The 16,796-nt window shown below is 69.2% G+C and carries 12 protein-coding genes; 8 read left to right on the forward strand and 4 right to left on the reverse strand.

The window, feature by feature from the left end; translation table 11 throughout:
• Nucleotides 1–124: 124 nt before the first annotated feature.
• Genes xdhC through xdhA form a run of 3 tightly spaced genes read right to left on the reverse strand, consistent with a single transcriptional unit; the run spans nt 125 to nt 4,707 of the window.
• A complete protein-coding gene (gene xdhC, locus BM297_RS05325; RefSeq protein WP_092429036.1) occupies nt 125–910 on the reverse strand; it encodes a xanthine dehydrogenase accessory protein XdhC in 786 nt (261 codons plus the stop codon).
• A complete protein-coding gene (xdhB, locus tag BM297_RS05330) occupies nt 903–3,263 on the reverse strand; it encodes a xanthine dehydrogenase molybdopterin binding subunit (protein ID WP_092429038.1) in 2,361 nt (786 codons plus the stop codon). The genes xdhC and xdhB overlap by 8 nt, the downstream gene beginning before the upstream one ends.
• Nucleotides 3,250–4,707: a xanthine dehydrogenase small subunit gene (gene xdhA, locus BM297_RS05335; protein ID WP_092429040.1), complete on the reverse strand. Its 1,458-nt coding sequence runs from the start codon at nt 4,705–4,707 to the stop codon at nt 3,250–3,252. Before xdhA ends, xdhB begins: the two co-directional genes overlap by 14 nt.
• 234 nt (nt 4,708–4,941) lie before the next feature.
• Between xdhA and BM297_RS05340 the strand changes: the two genes are divergently transcribed.
• The 3 genes from BM297_RS05340 (at nt 4,942) to alaC (ending at nt 8,159) form a co-directional block, all read left to right on the forward strand.
• Nucleotides 4,942–6,153 carry a CmpA/NrtA family ABC transporter substrate-binding protein gene (locus tag BM297_RS05340; protein ID WP_092429042.1) on the forward strand — a complete coding sequence of 404 codons (1,212 nt, stop codon included), beginning with the start codon at nt 4,942–4,944 and terminating at the stop codon, nt 6,151–6,153.
• Nucleotides 6,154–6,171: 18 nt separating this feature from the next.
• A complete protein-coding gene (locus tag BM297_RS05345) occupies nt 6,172–6,750 on the forward strand; it encodes an ANTAR domain-containing response regulator (RefSeq protein WP_092429044.1) in 579 nt (192 codons plus the stop codon).
• A gap of 173 nt (nt 6,751–6,923) precedes the next feature.
• Nucleotides 6,924–8,159 (forward strand): alanine transaminase, encoded by a 1,236-nt coding sequence (alaC, locus tag BM297_RS05350; protein ID WP_092429046.1) that lies wholly within the window; start codon nt 6,924–6,926, stop codon nt 8,157–8,159.
• Nucleotides 8,160–8,557: 398 nt separating this feature from the next.
• Here alaC and BM297_RS05355 read toward each other — a convergent pair whose 3' ends face one another.
• Nucleotides 8,558–9,484, reverse strand: a complete 927-nt coding sequence (locus BM297_RS05355; protein ID WP_092429048.1) for a 1-phosphofructokinase family hexose kinase — start codon at nt 9,482–9,484, stop codon at nt 8,558–8,560.
• A gap of 444 nt (nt 9,485–9,928) precedes the next feature.
• Between BM297_RS05355 and BM297_RS05360 the strand changes: the two genes are divergently transcribed.
• From BM297_RS05360 to BM297_RS05380, 5 genes are all read left to right on the forward strand, one after another.
• On the forward strand, nt 9,929–11,296 hold the full coding sequence (locus BM297_RS05360; protein ID WP_092429050.1) for a CmpA/NrtA family ABC transporter substrate-binding protein: 1,368 nt from the start codon (nt 9,929–9,931) through the stop codon (nt 11,294–11,296).
• Between the two features lie 59 nt (nt 11,297–11,355).
• Nucleotides 11,356–12,348 (forward strand): ABC transporter permease, encoded by a 993-nt coding sequence (locus BM297_RS05365; RefSeq protein WP_092429052.1) that lies wholly within the window; start codon nt 11,356–11,358, stop codon nt 12,346–12,348.
• A gap of 22 nt (nt 12,349–12,370) precedes the next feature.
• The gene (locus BM297_RS05370; protein ID WP_175526605.1) at nt 12,371–13,165 is read left to right on the forward strand and encodes an ABC transporter ATP-binding protein; all 795 of its coding nucleotides are present in this window, start codon (nt 12,371–12,373) and stop codon (nt 13,163–13,165) included.
• Between the two features lie 467 nt (nt 13,166–13,632).
• On the forward strand, nt 13,633–14,844 hold the full coding sequence (locus BM297_RS05375; RefSeq protein WP_092429056.1) for a nitrate/nitrite transporter: 1,212 nt from the start codon (nt 13,633–13,635) through the stop codon (nt 14,842–14,844).
• Nucleotides 14,845–14,962: 118 nt separating this feature from the next.
• Nucleotides 14,963–16,633 carry a bifunctional protein-serine/threonine kinase/phosphatase gene (locus tag BM297_RS05380; RefSeq protein WP_092429058.1) on the forward strand — a complete coding sequence of 557 codons (1,671 nt, stop codon included), beginning with the start codon at nt 14,963–14,965 and terminating at the stop codon, nt 16,631–16,633.
• Nucleotides 16,634–16,796 lie beyond the last annotated feature (163 nt).

Consider the following 16,796-nt stretch of genomic DNA (forward strand, 5'->3'; position numbering starts at 1 on the left):
GTGCCGGCCCGGCGGAAAAGCGGATGGGCTGGGTCAGGCCGCCAACCTCGGCCCGGGCATTCAGCCCCGCGCGCCACGCTCATCCGCGACAGCGCACCCTGCTCTCCACACCTGCCGCCGCGGCCTACTGCCCCTGCCTGTCCCGCTCGGCGCCGTAGGTGGCGATCACCTCCCCCGCCACCGCAATGGCGATCTCCAGCGGCAGCTTGCCGCGCACCTCGGGCAAGCCCAGCGGGCAGCGCATGCGCGCGATCGCCTCCGCCGCCAGGCCGCGCTCGCGCAGGCGATGCTCGAAGCGCGCGCGCTTGGTCCGCGAGCCGATCAGGCCGAAATAGGCGAAGTTGCCGCGGCGCAGGATGCGCTCGGCCAGCGCCAGATCGAGCTGATGGTCGTGGGTCATGACGATGCAGTAGCTTCCGGGCGGCAGCTCGTCCACCTCGTCGACCGGCTCCTCGCTGACCACCTGCTCGACGCCCGGCGGCAGCTGCTCAGGGAATTCGCCCGCGCGCGAGTCGATCCAGCGCACCCGGCACGGCAGGCCGGCGAGCAGCGGCACCAGCGCGCGACCGACATGTCCGGCGCCGAACACGGCGACCTCGGCGCACACCCGCCCCAGCGGCTCGAACAGCAGCAGGGTGACGCCGCCGCAGCACTGGCCGAGGCTGGCGCCCAGGCTGAAGCGCTCCAGCAGCGGCGTGCGGGCGCCGCTGGCGAGCAGGTCGCGGGCAATCTGGATGGCGCGCAGCTCCAGATGGCCGCCGCCGATGCTGTGGTAGCTGCGCTCAGCGGTGACCAGCAGCTTGGCCCCGGCATCGCGCGGGGTGGAGCCCTGCTCCTCGACCAGGGTCACCAAGACGCAGGGCTCGCCGCGACGCTGCAGTGCGGCCAGGGTTTCGATCCAGTCATGCATGGCGCAGACGCTCCGCCGCCCACAGCACCCGCTCCGGGGTGGCCGGGGCGTCCAGTTCGGCATGCACGCGGTAGTCGGCGAGGCTGGCCAGCGCATCCTTGAGCGCGCACCACACCGAAATGCCGTGCATGAACGGCGGCTCGCCGACCGCCTTGGAGTGGAACACGGTGTCCTGCGGGTTGCCCCGGTTGGCCACCAGCTGCACGCGCAGATCCGCCGGCAGGTCGCCCACCGCGGGAATCTTGTAGGTCGCCGGGCTGTCGGTCAGCAGCCGGCCCTGGGCGTCCCAGACCAGCTCCTCGCAGGTCAGCCAGCCCATGCCCTGGATGAAGCCGCCCTCGATCTGGCCGATGTCGATGGCCGGATTCAGCGAGTCGCCGACGTCGTGGAGGATGTCGGTGCGCAGCACCTTGTATTCGCCGGTCAGGGTATCCACCAGCACCTCGGAGCAGGACACGCCGAAGGCGTAGTAGTAGAACGGCCGGCCACGCGCCTGCTCGCGGTCGTAGTGCACGCCGGGCGTGGCGTAGAAGCCGGTGCTGGACAGCGACACCTGGCCGACATAGGCCAGCGCGATCAGCTCGTCGAAGCTCAGGTAGCGCTCGCCCACCCGCACCTGACCGTTGCCGAACTCGACCTGGTCCGGATCGACCTCGAAGTGCGTGGCGGCGAAGGCCACCAGACGCTGACGAATGATCAAGGCGGCGTTCTGCGCGGCCTTGCCATTGAGGTCGCTGCCCGAGGAGGCGGCGGTCGGCGAGGTGTTCGGCACCTTCTCGGTGTGGGTGGCGCTGATGTGGATGCGCGCCATGTCCACCTGCAAGGTCTCGGCGACGACCTGCGCCACCTTGGTGTGCAGACCCTGGCCCATCTCGGTGCCGCCGTGATTGAGGTGGATGCTGCCGTCGGTGTAGATGTGCAGCAGCGCGCCGGCCTGGTTGAGGAAGCTGGAGGTGAAGCTGATGCCGAATTTCACCGGGGTCAGCGCCAGGCCCTTCTTCAGCACCGGGCTGGCGGCATTGAAGGCGCGGATCGCTGCGCGGCGGGCCCGATAGTCGCAGCTCGCCTCCAGCTGCGCGGTCAGCTCGGCCAGCAGGTTGTGCTCCACCGTCTGGTAATAGTGGGTGACGTTGCGCGGCGCGGCGCCGTAGTAGTTGCGCTTGCGCACTTCCAGCGGATCGAGGCCCAGATGGCGGGCGATGCGCTCCATGACCTCCTCGATGCCGAGCATGCCCTGCGGGCCGCCGAAGCCGCGAAAGGCGGTGTTCGACGCCAGGTTGGTGCGGCAGCGATGGCCGGTGACCCGCGCGCCGCCCAGGTAGTAGGCGTTGTCGGCATGGAACATGGCGCGATCGACGATCGCCCCGGACAGATCCGGCGAAAAGCCGCAGTTGGCCAGCAGCTGGATGTCGATGCCCTGCAGCACGCCCTGTTCGTCGAAGCCGACGTCGTAGTCGATCAGGAACGGATGGCGCTTGCCGGTGGTCCGCATGTCGTCGGCGCGCGACAGGCGCATCTTCGCCGGCCGCCCGGTCAGCAGGGCGACCACCGCGCACAGGCAGGCCGGGCCGGCGGCCTGGGTTTCCTTGCCGCCGAAGCCGCCGCCCATGCGGCGCATGTCCACCGCCACCTGGTGCATCGGCACGCCGAGCACCTTGGCGACCAGGCTCTGGATCTCGGTGGGGTTCTGCGTCGAGGAATACACCAGCATGCCGCCGTCCTCGCTGGGCAGCACCGCGCAGACCTGGGTCTCCAGATAGAAATGCTCCTGGCCACCGACGCGCAGACGCCCCTGCAGGCGATGCGGCGCGCCGGCCAGCGCCGCATCGGCATCGCCGCGCTGCTGGCGGTGACTGTCGCGCACCAATTCGCCACGGCGCAGCGCCTCCTCGACGTCGAGCAGCGGCTCCAGCACCTCGTAGTCGATCAGCGCGGCCTGCGCCGCCTGGCGGGCGATCTCGGGGTCGGCGGCGGCCACCGCCAGCACCATCTGCCCGGCGTACTGCACGATGCCGTCGGCCAGCAGCGGATCGCCGGGCGCCACCGCGCCGATGTCCAGCTCTCCGGGCACGTCGCGGCTGGTGATGGCGATGGCCACGCCAGGAAATTCGTAACAGGGCGAGGTGTCGATGCGCAGGATGCGCGCATGGGCGTGCTCGGAGAGCCGCGCGCAGACGTGCAGCTGGTTGGCGAACTCCAGACGGTCGTCGACATACAGCGCCGTGCCGGACACGTGCTTGTCGGCGCTCTCGTGCTTGAGCGGCCGGCCGACGCCGCTGGCGATGCCGGCGCGGAAGCGTTCCGCCAGCTCCTGCTGGGATGGCTGGTCAGGAGAGCGTTCAGGCCTGTTCATGCTGGTACACCCGGGTAGCCACGGAAGGCTGTTGCAGCTCGATGAAGCAGCGGCGCAGCAGGTTCTGCGCCACCTGCAGGCGATAGGCGGCGCTGGCGCGCTGGTCACTGAGCGGGGTGAGCTCGCCGGCCAGCGTCTGGCAGGCCGCCTCGATGGCCGCCGCCTCGCCGCGCGTGCCGAGCAGCGCCTGCTCGCACTGCAAGGCGCGCCTGGGCGTCGCCGCCATGCCGCCGAAGGCGATGCGCACCTGCGTCACCACGCCGTCGTGCAGGTGCAGACTGAACGCCGCGCAGACCGCGGAGATGTCGTCGTCCAGACGCTTGCTGACCTTGTAGGCGCGCAGCGCCTGCCCCGCCGTGGCCCGCGGCACGCGGATGCACTCGATGAACTCGCCGGGCGCCAGCGCTGTCACCCGGTAGTCGCGGAAGAAGTCCTCCAGCGCCAGGGTGCGGCGCGCCGATCCGCAGCGCAGCAGCAGCTCGGCGCCGAGGGCGATCAGCAGCGGCGTCGTATCGCCGATCGGCGAGGCGTTGCCGAGATTGCCGCCGAGGGTGCCGCGGTTGCGGATCTGCCGCGAGGCAAAGCGCGCCAGCAGCGCGCCGAAGTCCGGATATTCGCCGGCCAGCACGGCCTGGCAGTCGCTCAGCGCGACGCCCGCGCCGATCTCGAGGTGGCTGTCGGTCACCGCGATACGCTTGAGCTCGGCCACCCGGCCGAGGTCGATCAGCAGCGGCAAGGCGCGGTGCTGCTGGGTGACTTCCAGCGCCAGGTCGGTGCCGCCGGCCAGCAGGCGCGCCTGCGGCTGGGCCCGATAGAGCTCCGCCAGCTCGTCCAGCGTCTGCGGCAGCCAGCAGCGCCGCTCGCCCCGCGCCAGCCCGGCCTCGTCCTGGCTGGCGATGGCGCGCAGGGCGGCCAGGGTCTCGGCGGCATGGCGATCGAAGGTGTCCGCCTGCTTGTCCGTGCAGGCCTGTTCGGCGGCGGCGAGGATCGGCCGATAGCCGGTACAGCGGCACAGGTTGCCGGTCAGCGCATCGACTGCCTGCGCGCGGTCGTAAGCGTTGCCACCTTTGTGCAGGGCAAACAGCGACATGACGAAGCCCGGCGTACAGAAGCCGCACTGGCTGCCGTGACAGTCGGCCATCGCCTGCTGCACGCCGTGCAGATGGCCCGGCTGGCCAAGATCCTCGACGCTGAGCAATTGCTTGCCGTGCAGCGCGGACATGAAGGTCAGACAGGCATTCAGGCTGCGGTAGCGCAGGCGCTCGCCGCGGGCGGCCGGGTCCGGCTCGGCGACCACCACGGTGCAGGCTCCGCAGTCGCCCGACGCACAGCCCTCCTTGGTGCCGCTGCGGCCGAGATGGCGGCGCATGTATTCGAGCACCGTCAGGTTAGGATCGAGCGCAGTCTCGCAGCGCAGCTCGCGGTTGAGCAGAAACTGGATCACGGCGGCCCCCTGCCTTGGCTTTTTCGATAAGCCCTTGAAAGGACTGTAGTGAGCCCGGCGCGCCTGAGCAACCACCCCTGGCCATCGCCGTCGGCGGTAGCGCCCCCTACTGCACGGGCGTGCGCCACGGGACGGGCAACGGCATCGTTGGCGCGACCGGCTGCCAGACTGGCATACGGCTTGCTTTATCGCTGGCATGCAGCCCGCCTGCCCTGCCCGTCTCTGGAACCTGTCATGCCCGACCATACCCCCGCCCCCCGCCACGATGCCCTGTCCTGGGTCGCCGGCTCGGACGCCCCGGAAAAGAACGTCCTCGACCTCGGCTTCATGGCCCTGGCCGACTCGGCGTCGCTGATCGTCGCCGCCACCCAGGGCTTCGCCCAGCCCTACGGCCTGACCCTCAACCTGCACCGCCAGGCCTCCTGGGCCGGCCTGCGCGACAAGCTGGTCAGCGGCGAACTGGACGCGGCGCAGATGCTCTATGGCCAGGTCTACGGCACCCATCTGGGCATCGGCAGCCCGGCCACGCCCATGGCCATCCTCATGGGCCTGAACCAGAACGGCCAGTCGATCAACCTGAGCACGGCGCTGCGCGAGGCCGGCGTGACCTCTGCCGAGGCACTGCGCGAGCATACGCACCACCACGGTGCGAAACTCACCTTCGCCCACACCTTCCCCACCGGCACCCATGCCCTGTGGCTGTACTACTGGCTGGCCGGCCACGGCATCCATCCGCTCAGCGACGTCAACAGCGTGGTGGTGCCGCCCGCACAGATGGTCACCCACCTGCGCGCCGGACGCATCGACGGCTTCTGCGCCGGCGACCCCTGGGGCGCCCACGCGGTCGACGAGGGTCTGGGCTTCACCATCGCCACCAGCCAGTCGATCTGGCCGGATCACCCGGAAAAGGTCCTTGGCGTCACCCGCGAGTTCGTCGAGCAGTGCCCCAACAGCGCGCGCGCCCTGAGCATGGCGCTGCTCGAGGCCAGTCGCTTCATCGACGCGAGCCCGGAGAACCGCCGCAGCACCGCCCAGCTGTTGAGCGCCGCGGAGTTCGTCAACGCGCCGGCGAGCACCCTGGAGCCGCGCTTTCTCGGCCACTACCAGGACGGCCTCGGCCACGCCTGGCTGGATGCCCACCCGCTGCGCTTCTTCGCCGAAGGCACGGTGAACATGCCCTACCTGTCCGACGGCATCTGGTTTCTCACCCAACTGCGCCGCTGGGGTCTATTGCGCGACGATCCGGCGTACCATGAACTGGCCAGCGAAGTGCATCAGCTAGCCTTGTACCGAGAAGCCGCGGATGCGCTGGGCATTGCCGTGCCGCAGCCCATGCGCAGGTCCACCCTGCAGGATGGCAAGGTCTGGGACGGCAGCGACCCGGCTGGCTACGCCCGCAGCTTCGCGCTGCACGCGCTGGCCGAACGCCAGTCACTGGCCCTCTGATCCGCAGGAGACCTGTCCATGTTGCGCATTCTCCTGATCAACGACACCGCGAAGAAGGTCGGCCGCCTGCGAAGCGCGCTGATCGAAGCCGGCTTCGAGGTGGTCGACGAGTCCGGGCTGACCATCGACCTGCCGGCGCGGGTCGCCGCGGTACGCCCGGACGTGATCCTCATCGACAGCGAATCGCCGGGCCGCGACGTGATGGAGCAGGTCTGCCTGCTCAGCCGCGACCAGCCGCACCCGATCGTCATGTTCACCGACGAGCACGACCCGAAGGTGATGCGCCAGGCCATCCAGTCCGGGGTCAGCGCCTACATCGTCGAGGGCATCCACGCCCAGCGCCTGCAGCCGATCCTCGACGTGGCCATGGCGCGCTTCGAAAGCGACCAGGCCCTGCGCGCCCAGCTCAACGCCCGCGACCAGCAGATGGCCGAGCGCAAGCGCATCGAGCTGGCCAAGGGCCTGCTGATGAAGATGCGCCAGTGCAACGAGGAAGAGGCCTACACGCTGATGCGCCGCCAGGCCATGAGCAAGCAGCAGAAACTGATCCAGGTGGCCGAGCAGATCATCTCCATGCACGAGATGCTCGGCAACTGAGCCGATTCCAACTCGCCCGGTTGACCGTTGCCCCACGGACGGGCGGCAACGGTCAAACCGCGTCAGTCCCTCTCGACAGCCCGCGCGCGCCGGCGTATGTTTCTGCGCGCAGGCCAGCGCACTGGCCAACGTCGCTCGGACGGTTCCGGGCGCTTACGTATTCGAGAAAATTCATGACCGACTCCCGTTCCGGGCGCCGCTTCGCGCGCATCGATCGCCTCCCCCCCTACGTCTTCAACATCACCGCCGAACTGAAGATGGCCGCCCGCCGCCGTGGCGAGGACATCATCGACTTCAGCATGGGCAACCCCGACGGTGCCACCCCGCCGCACATCGTCGACAAGCTGGTGCAGGTCGCCCAGCGCGACGACACCCACGGCTACTCCACCTCGCGCGGCATCCCGCGCCTGCGCCGCGCCATCTCGCGCTGGTACCAGGATCGCTATCAGGTGGAGATCGACCCGGACAGCGAAGCCATCGTCACCATCGGCTCCAAGGAAGGCCTGGCGCACCTGATGCTGGCCACCCTCGACCATGGCGACACCGTGCTGGTGCCCAACCCCAGCTACCCGATCCACATCTACGGCGCGGTGATCGCCGGCGCCCAGGTGCGCTCGGTGCCGCTGGTGCCCGGTGTGGACTTCTTCGCCGAGCTGGAGCGGGCGATCCGCGAGTCGATCCCCAAGCCGAAGATGATGATCATCGGCTTCCCCTCCAACCCCACCGCGCAGTGCGTGGAGCTGGACTTCTTCGAGCGCGTGGTGGCGCTGGCCAAGCAGTACGACATCCTCGTGGTGCACGACCTGGCCTACGCCGACATCGTCTTCGACGGCTGGAAGGCGCCGTCGATCATGCAGGTGCCGGGCGCCAAGGACGTCGCCGTGGAGTTCTTCACCCTGTCGAAGAGCTACAACATGGCCGGCTGGCGGATCGGCTTCATGGTCGGCAACCCGGAGCTGGTCAGCGCCCTGGCGCGGATCAAGAGCTACCACGACTACGGCACCTTCACCCCGCTGCAGGTGGCCGCCATCGCCGCGCTGGAAGGCGACCAGCAGTGCGTGCACGAGATCGCCGACAAGTACTGCGAGCGGCGCAACGTGCTGGTCAAGGGCCTGCACGAGATCGGCTGGATGGTCGAGAAGCCCAAGGCGGCGATGTACATCTGGGCGAAGATTCCCGAAGCCTACGCCCACCTCGGATCGCTGGAGTTCGCCAAGAAGCTGCTGCTGGAGGCCAAGGTCTGCGTTTCGCCCGGCATCGGCTTCGGCGACTACGGCGACGACCACGTGCGCTTCGCGCTGATCGAGAACCTCGACCGCACCCGCCAGGCGATCCGCGGCATCAAGGCCATGTTCCGCGCCGACGGCCTGCTGCCGCCGAAGGCGGCCAAGGGCGACAGCGCCGGCTAAGACGAAACGACATGTTGTAGGAGGCGCGCCCTCGCGGCGCTACGGGCCGCAGGACCGCCAAGGGCAAAAAACATCGCCCCGGGGGCGGGCCTCCTACACAACGTGTTAGTCAGCGCCGGGCATTTTACAGGCGCATAGGCAGCGCCGGGCATGTTGTAGGAGGCGCGCCCTCGCGGCGATGCGGGCCGCAGGACCGCCAAGGGCAAAAAGCATCGCCCCGGGGTCGGGCCTCCTACACAAGGTGTTAGTCAGCGCCGGGCATTTTACAGGCGCATCAGGCAGCGCCGGGTATGGTGTAGGAGGCGCGCCCTCGCGGCGATGCGGGCCGCAGGACCGCCAAGGGCAAAAAGCATCGCCCCGGGGTCGGGCCTTCTACAAGAGCGGCGCCGCGACGTCTTTCAATCCGCACCAAACAAGCGCTGCACATCCTCCGCCCGGCACAGCTCGGTGCCCGGGCGCATGATGGTCGCCGAACCAGCGGCGATGCCGTAGCGCACGGCCTTCTGCAGGCTCCAGCCGCGGCTCAGGGCGAGGACCATGGCGCCGACCATGCTGTCGCCGGCGCCCACCGCGCTGCACACCGGCACGTCCAGCGGCGCGAAGCGCTCGATCCCTTCCCTGCTCGCCAGCACGGCGCCCTCGCCGCCCAGCGACAGCACCACGATCTCCGCCACGCCCCGCTCGATCAGGCGGCGCAGCGCCGCTTCCTGCGCGGCCTCGCCCTCCACCTTGCTTCCCACCAGGGTGGCCAGTTCGCTCAGGCTCGGCTTGAGCAGATGGATGCCGCCTTTTCCGGCCGCGTACTGCAACGCCTCGCCCGAGCAGTCGAGCACCAGGCGCGCGCCGATGCGCCGCGCCAGCGCGGCCACCGCGTCGAAGAAGCTCGGCGCCACGCCGGGCGGGAAGCTGCCGCTGAGCACCACATAGCCGGGCAACGGATCGAGCGCGGCGATGGCCGCCAGGCAGGCCTGCTGCTCGGCCGCCGCCAGCTCCGGACCGGGCAGCACGAAGCGGAACTGCCGGCCCGTGGCGCCCTCGTCGACGGTGAAGCTCTCGCGGGTGTCGCCGGCGATCGGCACCCGTACCTGCACCACGCCGAGCGCTGCCAGCATGCGCTGCAGCATGTCGCCGAACGGACCGCCGGCCGGGTAGACCGCCACGGCGGCGCCGCCGAGGGTGGCGACCACCCGCGCCACGTTGATGCCGCCGCCGCCCGGATCGTAGTGCGGCAGGCTGCAGCGCAGCTTGCGGGTCGGCTCGACCCGCTCGACGCCAGTCGAGAGATCCATCGCCGGGTTGAGGGTCAGGGTGGCAATGCGGGACATCGGGTGCTCCAGGCGGTTCGGTCGGCGGACAGGCGACCGAAACAGGGGTTTTCAGCCTTGCGGTCAGCCAGGGCCCATTCTGCCCCAAGCGGCCGTCATGAACCAAAAATGCCCAGTGCGCACCACCCACGCACAGCCATGACCCAGCGCGCCAGCGCGGCAGTCGCTGCGCGGCAACCGCCCGCCTGCCCGCAGAAAACAGCAAGCCATTGATTCAACAGCGCTTATCGGTAGAAACCGGGCAGCAGGGGCGGGTCCAGGCGAATGTGTGCCGCTGAGCCGAAAAACTGGCAAGCCCCTTGCTACAGTGACCGTACATCCGTCTTCGGATCGCCAACGGCGGTGATCGGGACGAACTGACAAAGACGTCAAAAGCCGGCTGATCCCTGCAGGATCGGCGCGCTTGCGACGTCTTTTTTCGTTTCTGACCTTTGGGAAATCGCCATGAAAATTCGCAGTCGCCTCTTCAAGCATGCCTTGGCCGCCGCCGCCCTGCTGCTTGCGCCGCTGGCCAGCTCCATCGCCCTGGCCGCCGATCCGGAGAAGGAAGAACTCAAGCTCGGCTTCATCAAGCTCACCGACATGGCCCCGCTGGCCATCGCCTACGAGAAGGGCTTCTTCGAGGATGAGGGGCTGTACGTCAGCCTTGAGGCCCAGGCCAACTGGAAGGTGCTGCTCGACCGGGTGATCACCGGCGAGCTGGACGGCGCGCACATGCTGGCCGGCCAGCCGCTGGGCGCAACCATCGGCTTCGGCACCAAGGCCGACGTGGTCACCGCCTTCTCCATGGACCTCAACGGCAACGCCATCACCGTGTCCAACGCGGTGTGGGCGGAAATGAAGAAGCACGTGCCGATGGCGGACGGCAAGCCGGTGCACCCGATCAAGGCCGACGCGCTCAAGCCGGTAATCGAGCAGTACAAGGCCCAGGGCAAGCCGTTCAACCTCGGCATGGTGTTCCCGGTATCCACCCACAACTACGAGCTGCGCTACTGGCTGGCCGCCGGCGGCATCCACCCGGGCTACTACGCCCCGGCCAAGGGCGACATCACCGGCACCCTGAGCGCCGACGCGCTGCTCTCGGTGACGCCGCCGCCGCAGATGCCGGCCACCATGGAGGCCGGCACCATCCACGGCTACAGCGTGGGCGAGCCGTGGAACCAGGCCGCGGTGTTCAAGGGCATCGGCGTGCCGGTGATCACCGACTACCAGATCTGGAAGAACAACCCGGAAAAGGTCCTCGGCGTGTCCAAGGCCTGGGCCGAGGCCAACCCGGAAACCCACAAGCGCCTGGTCAAGGCACTGATCCGCGCCGCCATGTGGCTGGACGAGAACGGCAACGCCAACCGCGCCGAGGCGGTGGAGATCCTCGCCCGTCCGGAATACGTCGGCGCCGACGCCAAGGTCATCGCCAACTCGATGACCGGCACCTTCGAGTACGAGAAGGGCGACAAGCGCGAGGTACCGGACTTCAACGTGTTCTTCCGCCACAACGCGACCTATCCCTACTACTCCGACGCCATCTGGTACCTGACCCAGATGCGCCGCTGGGGGCAGATCGGCGAGGCCAAGCCGGACGCCTGGTACTTCGAGACCGCCAAGAAGGTCTACCTGCCGGAGATCTACCAGGCCGCCGCCAGCGAACTGGTCGCCGAAGGCAAGGCCAAGGCCGCCGACTTCCCGGCGGCCGGCGAGGAAGGCTTCCGCGCCCCGAGCAGCGACTTCATCGATGGCCTGACCTATGACGGGCGCCAGCCGAATGCCTACATCGAGCAGTTCGGCATCGGCCTGAAAGCCGACAGCAAACTGTGACATTGCCCATGCAGCGGGAGCCGGTAAAACCGGCTCCCCATGAATCCGAGGACACGACGATGAGCAACCCTGCCGTCGCCCAACCGATCCAAGACACCCTGAAAACCGCGCGCAAGGCGGCTCTGGTCAAGCGCTGGCTGCCCGCCCTGCTGCTGCCGGTGGTCGGCCTGCTCGCCTTCCTGCTGTTCTGGCAGCTCGCTGCCGGCAGCATCGACACCAGCCTCGGCAAGTTCCCCGGCCCGGCCCAGGCGGTCAGCCAGTTCTCCAGCCTGGTCGACGAACACATCGCCGAGCAGCGCAAGGCCGACGCCTTCTACCAGCGCCAGGAGACGCGCAACGCCGAGCGCCTGGCCAGGGACCCCGACGCCAAGGTGACCGTGCGTCCGTACACCGGCAAGCCGACCTTCTTCAAGCAGATCCTCACCAGCCTGTACACGGTGATGACCGGCTTCGCCATCGCCTCGCTGATCGCCATTCCGCTGGGCATCGTCTGCGGCCTGAGCCGGCCGATCTACAACGCCATCAACCCGCTGATCCAGGTGTTCAAGCCGGTGTCGCCGCTGGCCTGGCTGCCGCTGGTGACCATGGTGGTCAGCGCCGTGTACACCAGCACCGATCCGCTGTTCGCCAAGTCCTTCGTCACCTCGGCCCTCACCGTGGCGCTGTGCTGCCTGTGGCCGACGGTGATCAACACCACGGTCGGCGTGGCCAACATGGACAAGGACCTACTCAACGTCAGCCGCGTGCTCAGCCTGTCGCCGCTCAGCCACGTGCGGCGCATCGTCCTGCCGGCGGCCATCCCGATGATCTTCACCGGCCTGCGCCTGTCGCTGGCCACCGGCTGGATGGTGCTGATCGCCGCCGAGATGCTGGCGCAGAACCCGGGGCTGGGCAAATTCATCTGGGACGAGTTCCAGAACGGCAGCTCCAACTCCCTCGGCCGCATCATGGTCGCCGTGATCGTCATCGGCCTGATCGGCTTCGTCCTCGACCGTCTCATGCTCGCGCTGCAGCGCCGCGTCAGCTGGGACAAGAACGCCGACCTGCGCTAAGCGCCGCCCCAAGGAGATCGCCATGAACCACAACCACCTCGAACTGACCGGCGTCGGCATCAGCTTCCCCACCGACAAGGGCCTGTTCTGCGCCCTGCAGAACGTCAACCTGAAGATCGACAAGGGCGAGTTCGTCTCGCTGATCGGCCACTCCGGCTGCGGCAAGTCGACCGTGCTCAACATCGTCGCCGGCCTCTACCAGGCCAGCACCGGCGGGGTGATCCTCGACGGCAAGGAGGTCAATTCACCCGGCCCCGAGCGCGCGGTGGTGTTCCAGAACCACAGCCTGCTGCCCTGGCTGACCTGCTACCAGAACATCGAGCTGGCCGTGCAGCAGGTGTTCAAGGGCAGGAAGGGCAAGGCCGAGATGCGCGAGTGGATCGAGCACAACCTGGCCCTGGTGCACATGACCCACGCCCGCGACAAGCGCCCCAGCGAGATCTCCGGCGGCATGAAGCAGCGCATCGGCATCGGCCGCGCGCTGGCCATGCAGCCCAAGGTGCTGCTGATGGACGAGCCGTTCGGCGCCCTCGACGCGCTGACCCGCGCCCACCTGCAGGACTCGCTGATGGAGATCCACGCCGATCTGGGCAACACGGTGATCATGATCACCCACGACGTCGACGAGGCCGTGCTGCTCTCCGACCGCATCGTGATGATGAGCAATGGCCCCTCGGCCACCGTCGGCGACATCCTCAAGGTCGACCTGGCGCGCCCGCGCGAGCGCATGGCGCTGGCCCACGACCCGCGCTACCACGAGTACCGCGCGGCGGTGCTGGAGTTCCTCTACCAGCGTCAGCGCCGGCCGGCGGCCTGAGTGGCTATTCCTGACCAGCGCCCGGCCCGGACAGCCGGGCGCACCACGCACCAGAACAACGCAGCAATACCGCCAGCCGCCCCCTTTTTGCTCGCCAACCTCGTGAAGTGAACCAGGCCATCGCCGGCAAAGCCGCGCCAGGCCAGCGTCGCAGAAAGTTGGCCCATCACTTGCAATAACCATCGCATCGACAACCAATGGCGGTGGTCGACCAAGACAAAGGCGTCGCATCACCCAGCTCCGGCTGGCGTGCTGCGACGCCTTTTTCGTTGCACGCCCCAATGCCCGGGGCGGGCGGCGGGCGCGCGATCCGCACCGCTGCCCAGTAACCCTTCCCCCTTGGGTGGCCATGCCACCAGCGCCTGGCCACAAGCCCGGCGTACCCGGAGGCAGGCGCGGACCATCCGACCAGGCTCGGTTCCACGCCAGCCCCCGGCCTTTTGCGAACTTTGGATTCGAGGTGTCAGATGAACACGAGTTTCTGGAAAGCCGGCCATACGCCAACCCTGTTCGCCGCATTTCTCTATTTCGACCTGAGCTTCATGGTCTGGTACGTGCTCGGCCCGCTGGGCGTGCAGATCGCCGCCGACCTCGGCCTGACCACCCAGCAGCGCGCCATGATGGTCGCCACGCCGATCCTCGCCGGCGCGGTGCTGCGCTTCCTGATGGGCATGCTGGCCGACCGCACCTCGCCGAAGAGCGCCGGCCTGGTCGGCCAGGTGATCGTCATCGCCGCCCTGGCGGTGGCCTGGCTGCACGGCGTGCACAGCTATGAGCAGGCGCTGCTGCTCGGCCTGTTCCTCGGCTTCGCCGGCGCCTCCTTCGCCGTAGCCCTGCCGCTGGCCTCGCAGTGGTACCCGGCGCAGCACCAGGGCAAGGCCATGGGCATCGCCGGCGCCGGCAACTCCGGCACCGTGCTCGCCGCCCTGTTCGCGCCGGTGCTGGCCAGCGCCTTCGGCTGGGGCAACGTGTTCGGCCTGGCGCTGATCCCGTTGGTACTGACCCTGATCATCTTTGCCAGCGTGGCCAGGAACGCCCCCGAGCGGGCCAAGCCCAAGTCGGGCGCCGACTACCTGAAGGCGCTGACCGACCGCGACAGCTGGTGGTTCATGCTGTTCTACAGCGTGACCTTCGGCGGCTTCCTCGGCCTGGCCAGCACCCTGCCCGGCTACTTCCACGACCAGTACGGCTTCGACCCGGTCAAGGCCGGCTACTACACCGCCGCCTGCGTGTTCGCCGGCAGCCTGCTGCGCCCGCTGGGCGGTGCGCTGGCCGACCGCATCGGCGGCATCCGCACCCTGCTGGTGATGTACACCATCGCCTCGCTGTGCCTCGCCGTGGTCGGCTTCAACCTGTCCAGCTCGGCGGCCGCCCTGGCCCTGTTCGTGGTCGCCATGCTCAGCCTGGGTGCCGGCAACGGCGCGGTGTTCCAGCTGGTGCCGCAGCGCTTCCGCCAGTCGATCGGCGTGATGACCGGGCTGATCGGCATGGCCGGCGGCATCGGCGGCTTCGCCCTGACCGCAGGCCTCGGCGCGATCAAGCAGGCCACCGGCGACTACCAGCTCGGCCTGTGGCTGTTCGCCGCCCTCGGCGTGGTCGCCTGGATCGGCCTGCACGGCGTCAAGCTGCGCTGGAGAACCACCTGGGGCTCGGCGGCGGTGACCGCCGCACGGGTCTGATCGGCAGCCGATGGCGAGCGCTGCGCACCACCCATCCTGTGCAATGGCGTAGGTTGGGTGGTGCCACAGACGATCCCCAACACCTCCCCGCACCCCGCCAATCACCACGGACCCGCCCATGCCCCTGCAACTGACCACCGGCGAAGCCAGCGCCACCGGCCCGCGCAGCGAGAATCAGGACGCCCTGCGCGTGGTGACCCCGGCGCCGGCGCTGGCCGCCAGCAAGGGCCATCTGCTGGCCCTGGCCGACGGCGTCAGCCAGTGCGCCGACGGCGGCCTGGCGGCGCGTGCCACCCTGCAGGCGCTGGCGCTGGACTACTACGCCACGCCGGAAACCTGGCCGGTGGCGCAATCACTGGACCGCCTGCTGCTGGCGCACAACCGCTGGCTGCAGGCGGCCGGCGGTGGCCAGCCGCTGCTCACCACGCTCACCGCGCTGGTGCTGCGCGGCCGACGCTTCACCCTCGCCCACGTCGGCGACTGCCGCGCCTATCGCTGGCACGCCGGCAAGCTGCAGCGCCTGACCAGCGAGCACGTGTGGGAGCAGGAGGGCATGCAGCACGTGCTCAAGCGCGCCCTCGGCCTCGACCAGCATCTGGTGATGGACTATCTGGACGGCGACCTGCAGGTCGGCGAAAGCTTCCTGCTGGTCAGCGACGGCGTCTGGGCGGTGCTCAACGACTCGATCATCCGCAGCATCCTCGAAGCCGAACCCGAACCGCAGGCCGCCGCGGCCGCGCTGGTCGGCGCCGCCCACCGCGCCGGCAGCCAGGACAACGCCAGCGCCCTGTTGGTGCGCATCGACGCGCTGCCGGAAAGCAGCCTGGCCGACGCCCTCGCCCGCCTGCAGCAGTGGCCGCTGCCACCACGCCTGCGCGACGGCCAGAGCTTCGAGGGCTGGCAGGTGGAGCGCCTGCTCGGCGAAAGCCGCCAGTCGCTGCTCTATCGGGTGCGTGACGGCCAGGGCCGCCCCTGGCTGCTGAAGACCCTGACCCCGGCGCTGGCCGAGGATCCGCACACCCAGCAAGCCCTGCTGCTGGAGGAATGGTTCCTGCGCCGCGTGGCCGGGCGCAGCTTTCCCGAGGTGCACGGCCTGGCGCAGCGCCAGCACCTGTACTTCGTCATGCGCGAATACGCCGGGCAGACCCTGGCGGCGCGCCTGGAGCAGCAGGGCCCGCTGCCGCTGGCCGACTGGCTGGCGCTGGCGCGCAGCCTGCTGCGCGCGCTGGGCCAGCTGCACCGGCGCAACATCCTGCACCGCGACATCAAGCCGGAGAACCTGCTGGTCGGCGCCGACGGCGAGCTGCGCCTGCTCGACTTCGGCCTGGCCTACTGCCCGGGCCTCTCCGAGGACGAGGCCCACAGCCTGCCGGGCACGCCCAGCTACATCGCCCCGGAGGCCTTCGCCGGCCAGCCGCCGGACGAGCGCCAGGACCTGTTCGCCGCCGGGGTCACCCTCTATCGCCTGCTGACCGGCCACTACCCCTACGGCGAGGTCGAAGCCTTCCAGCAGCCGCCGAATCGCGCGCCGACGCCGGCCAGCCGCTATCGCCCGGACCTGCCGGCCTGGCTCGACGAAATCCTCCTCAAGGCGCTGGCCAACAACCCCGCGCAGCGCTTCGAGACCACCGAGGAATGGCTGTTGGCCCTCGACCAGGGCGAGCGCCGCGCCCAGGACCTGCCGGCCCGCCCGCTGCTCGAGCGCGAGCCGCTGAAGTTCTGGCGCGGCCTGGCGCTGGTTTCGCTGCTGGTCAATCTGGCGTTGCTGGTGCTGCTGCTCAGGCATTGAGGCCGGCCCGGCCAGCGAGACTCGCGCTCGCAGCCGGTGTCGGCGCAGGGCGTGGAGCGTCATCTAGCGGATACAGCCAGCACGGCGCTTTCCCTGCACCAACCCCTCCCGGCATCGGGGCCTCTGGGGTAAAGTCGCCGCCTTTGCAGCTTTGCTCTCAGGG

Origin of the sequence: Geopseudomonas sagittaria, assembly GCF_900115715.1 — a bacterium.
GTDB lineage: Bacteria > Pseudomonadota > Gammaproteobacteria > Pseudomonadales > Pseudomonadaceae > Geopseudomonas > Geopseudomonas sagittaria.

What these genes read in the sequence shown, in the direction of transcription:
- xdhC (WP_092429036.1), bottom strand. Translation starts at nt 910, where the DNA reads ATGCATGACTGGATCGAAACCCTGGCCGCACTGCAGCGTCGCGGCGAG.
- xdhB (WP_092429038.1), bottom strand. Translation starts at nt 3,263, where the DNA reads ATGAACAGGCCTGAACGCTCTCCTGACCAGCCATCCCAGCAGGAGCTG.
- BM297_RS05340 (WP_092429042.1), top strand. Translation starts at nt 4,942, where the DNA reads ATGCCCGACCATACCCCCGCCCCCCGCCACGATGCCCTGTCCTGGGTC.
- BM297_RS05345 (WP_092429044.1), top strand. Translation starts at nt 6,172, where the DNA reads ATGTTGCGCATTCTCCTGATCAACGACACCGCGAAGAAGGTCGGCCGC.
- alaC (WP_092429046.1), top strand. Translation starts at nt 6,924, where the DNA reads ATGACCGACTCCCGTTCCGGGCGCCGCTTCGCGCGCATCGATCGCCTC.
- BM297_RS05355 (WP_092429048.1), bottom strand. Translation starts at nt 9,484, where the DNA reads ATGTCCCGCATTGCCACCCTGACCCTCAACCCGGCGATGGATCTCTCG.
- BM297_RS05360 (WP_092429050.1), top strand. Translation starts at nt 9,929, where the DNA reads ATGAAAATTCGCAGTCGCCTCTTCAAGCATGCCTTGGCCGCCGCCGCC.
- BM297_RS05365 (WP_092429052.1), top strand. Translation starts at nt 11,356, where the DNA reads ATGAGCAACCCTGCCGTCGCCCAACCGATCCAAGACACCCTGAAAACC.
- BM297_RS05370 (WP_175526605.1), top strand. Translation starts at nt 12,371, where the DNA reads ATGAACCACAACCACCTCGAACTGACCGGCGTCGGCATCAGCTTCCCC.
- BM297_RS05375 (WP_092429056.1), top strand. Translation starts at nt 13,633, where the DNA reads ATGAACACGAGTTTCTGGAAAGCCGGCCATACGCCAACCCTGTTCGCC.
- BM297_RS05380 (WP_092429058.1), top strand. Translation starts at nt 14,963, where the DNA reads ATGCCCCTGCAACTGACCACCGGCGAAGCCAGCGCCACCGGCCCGCGC.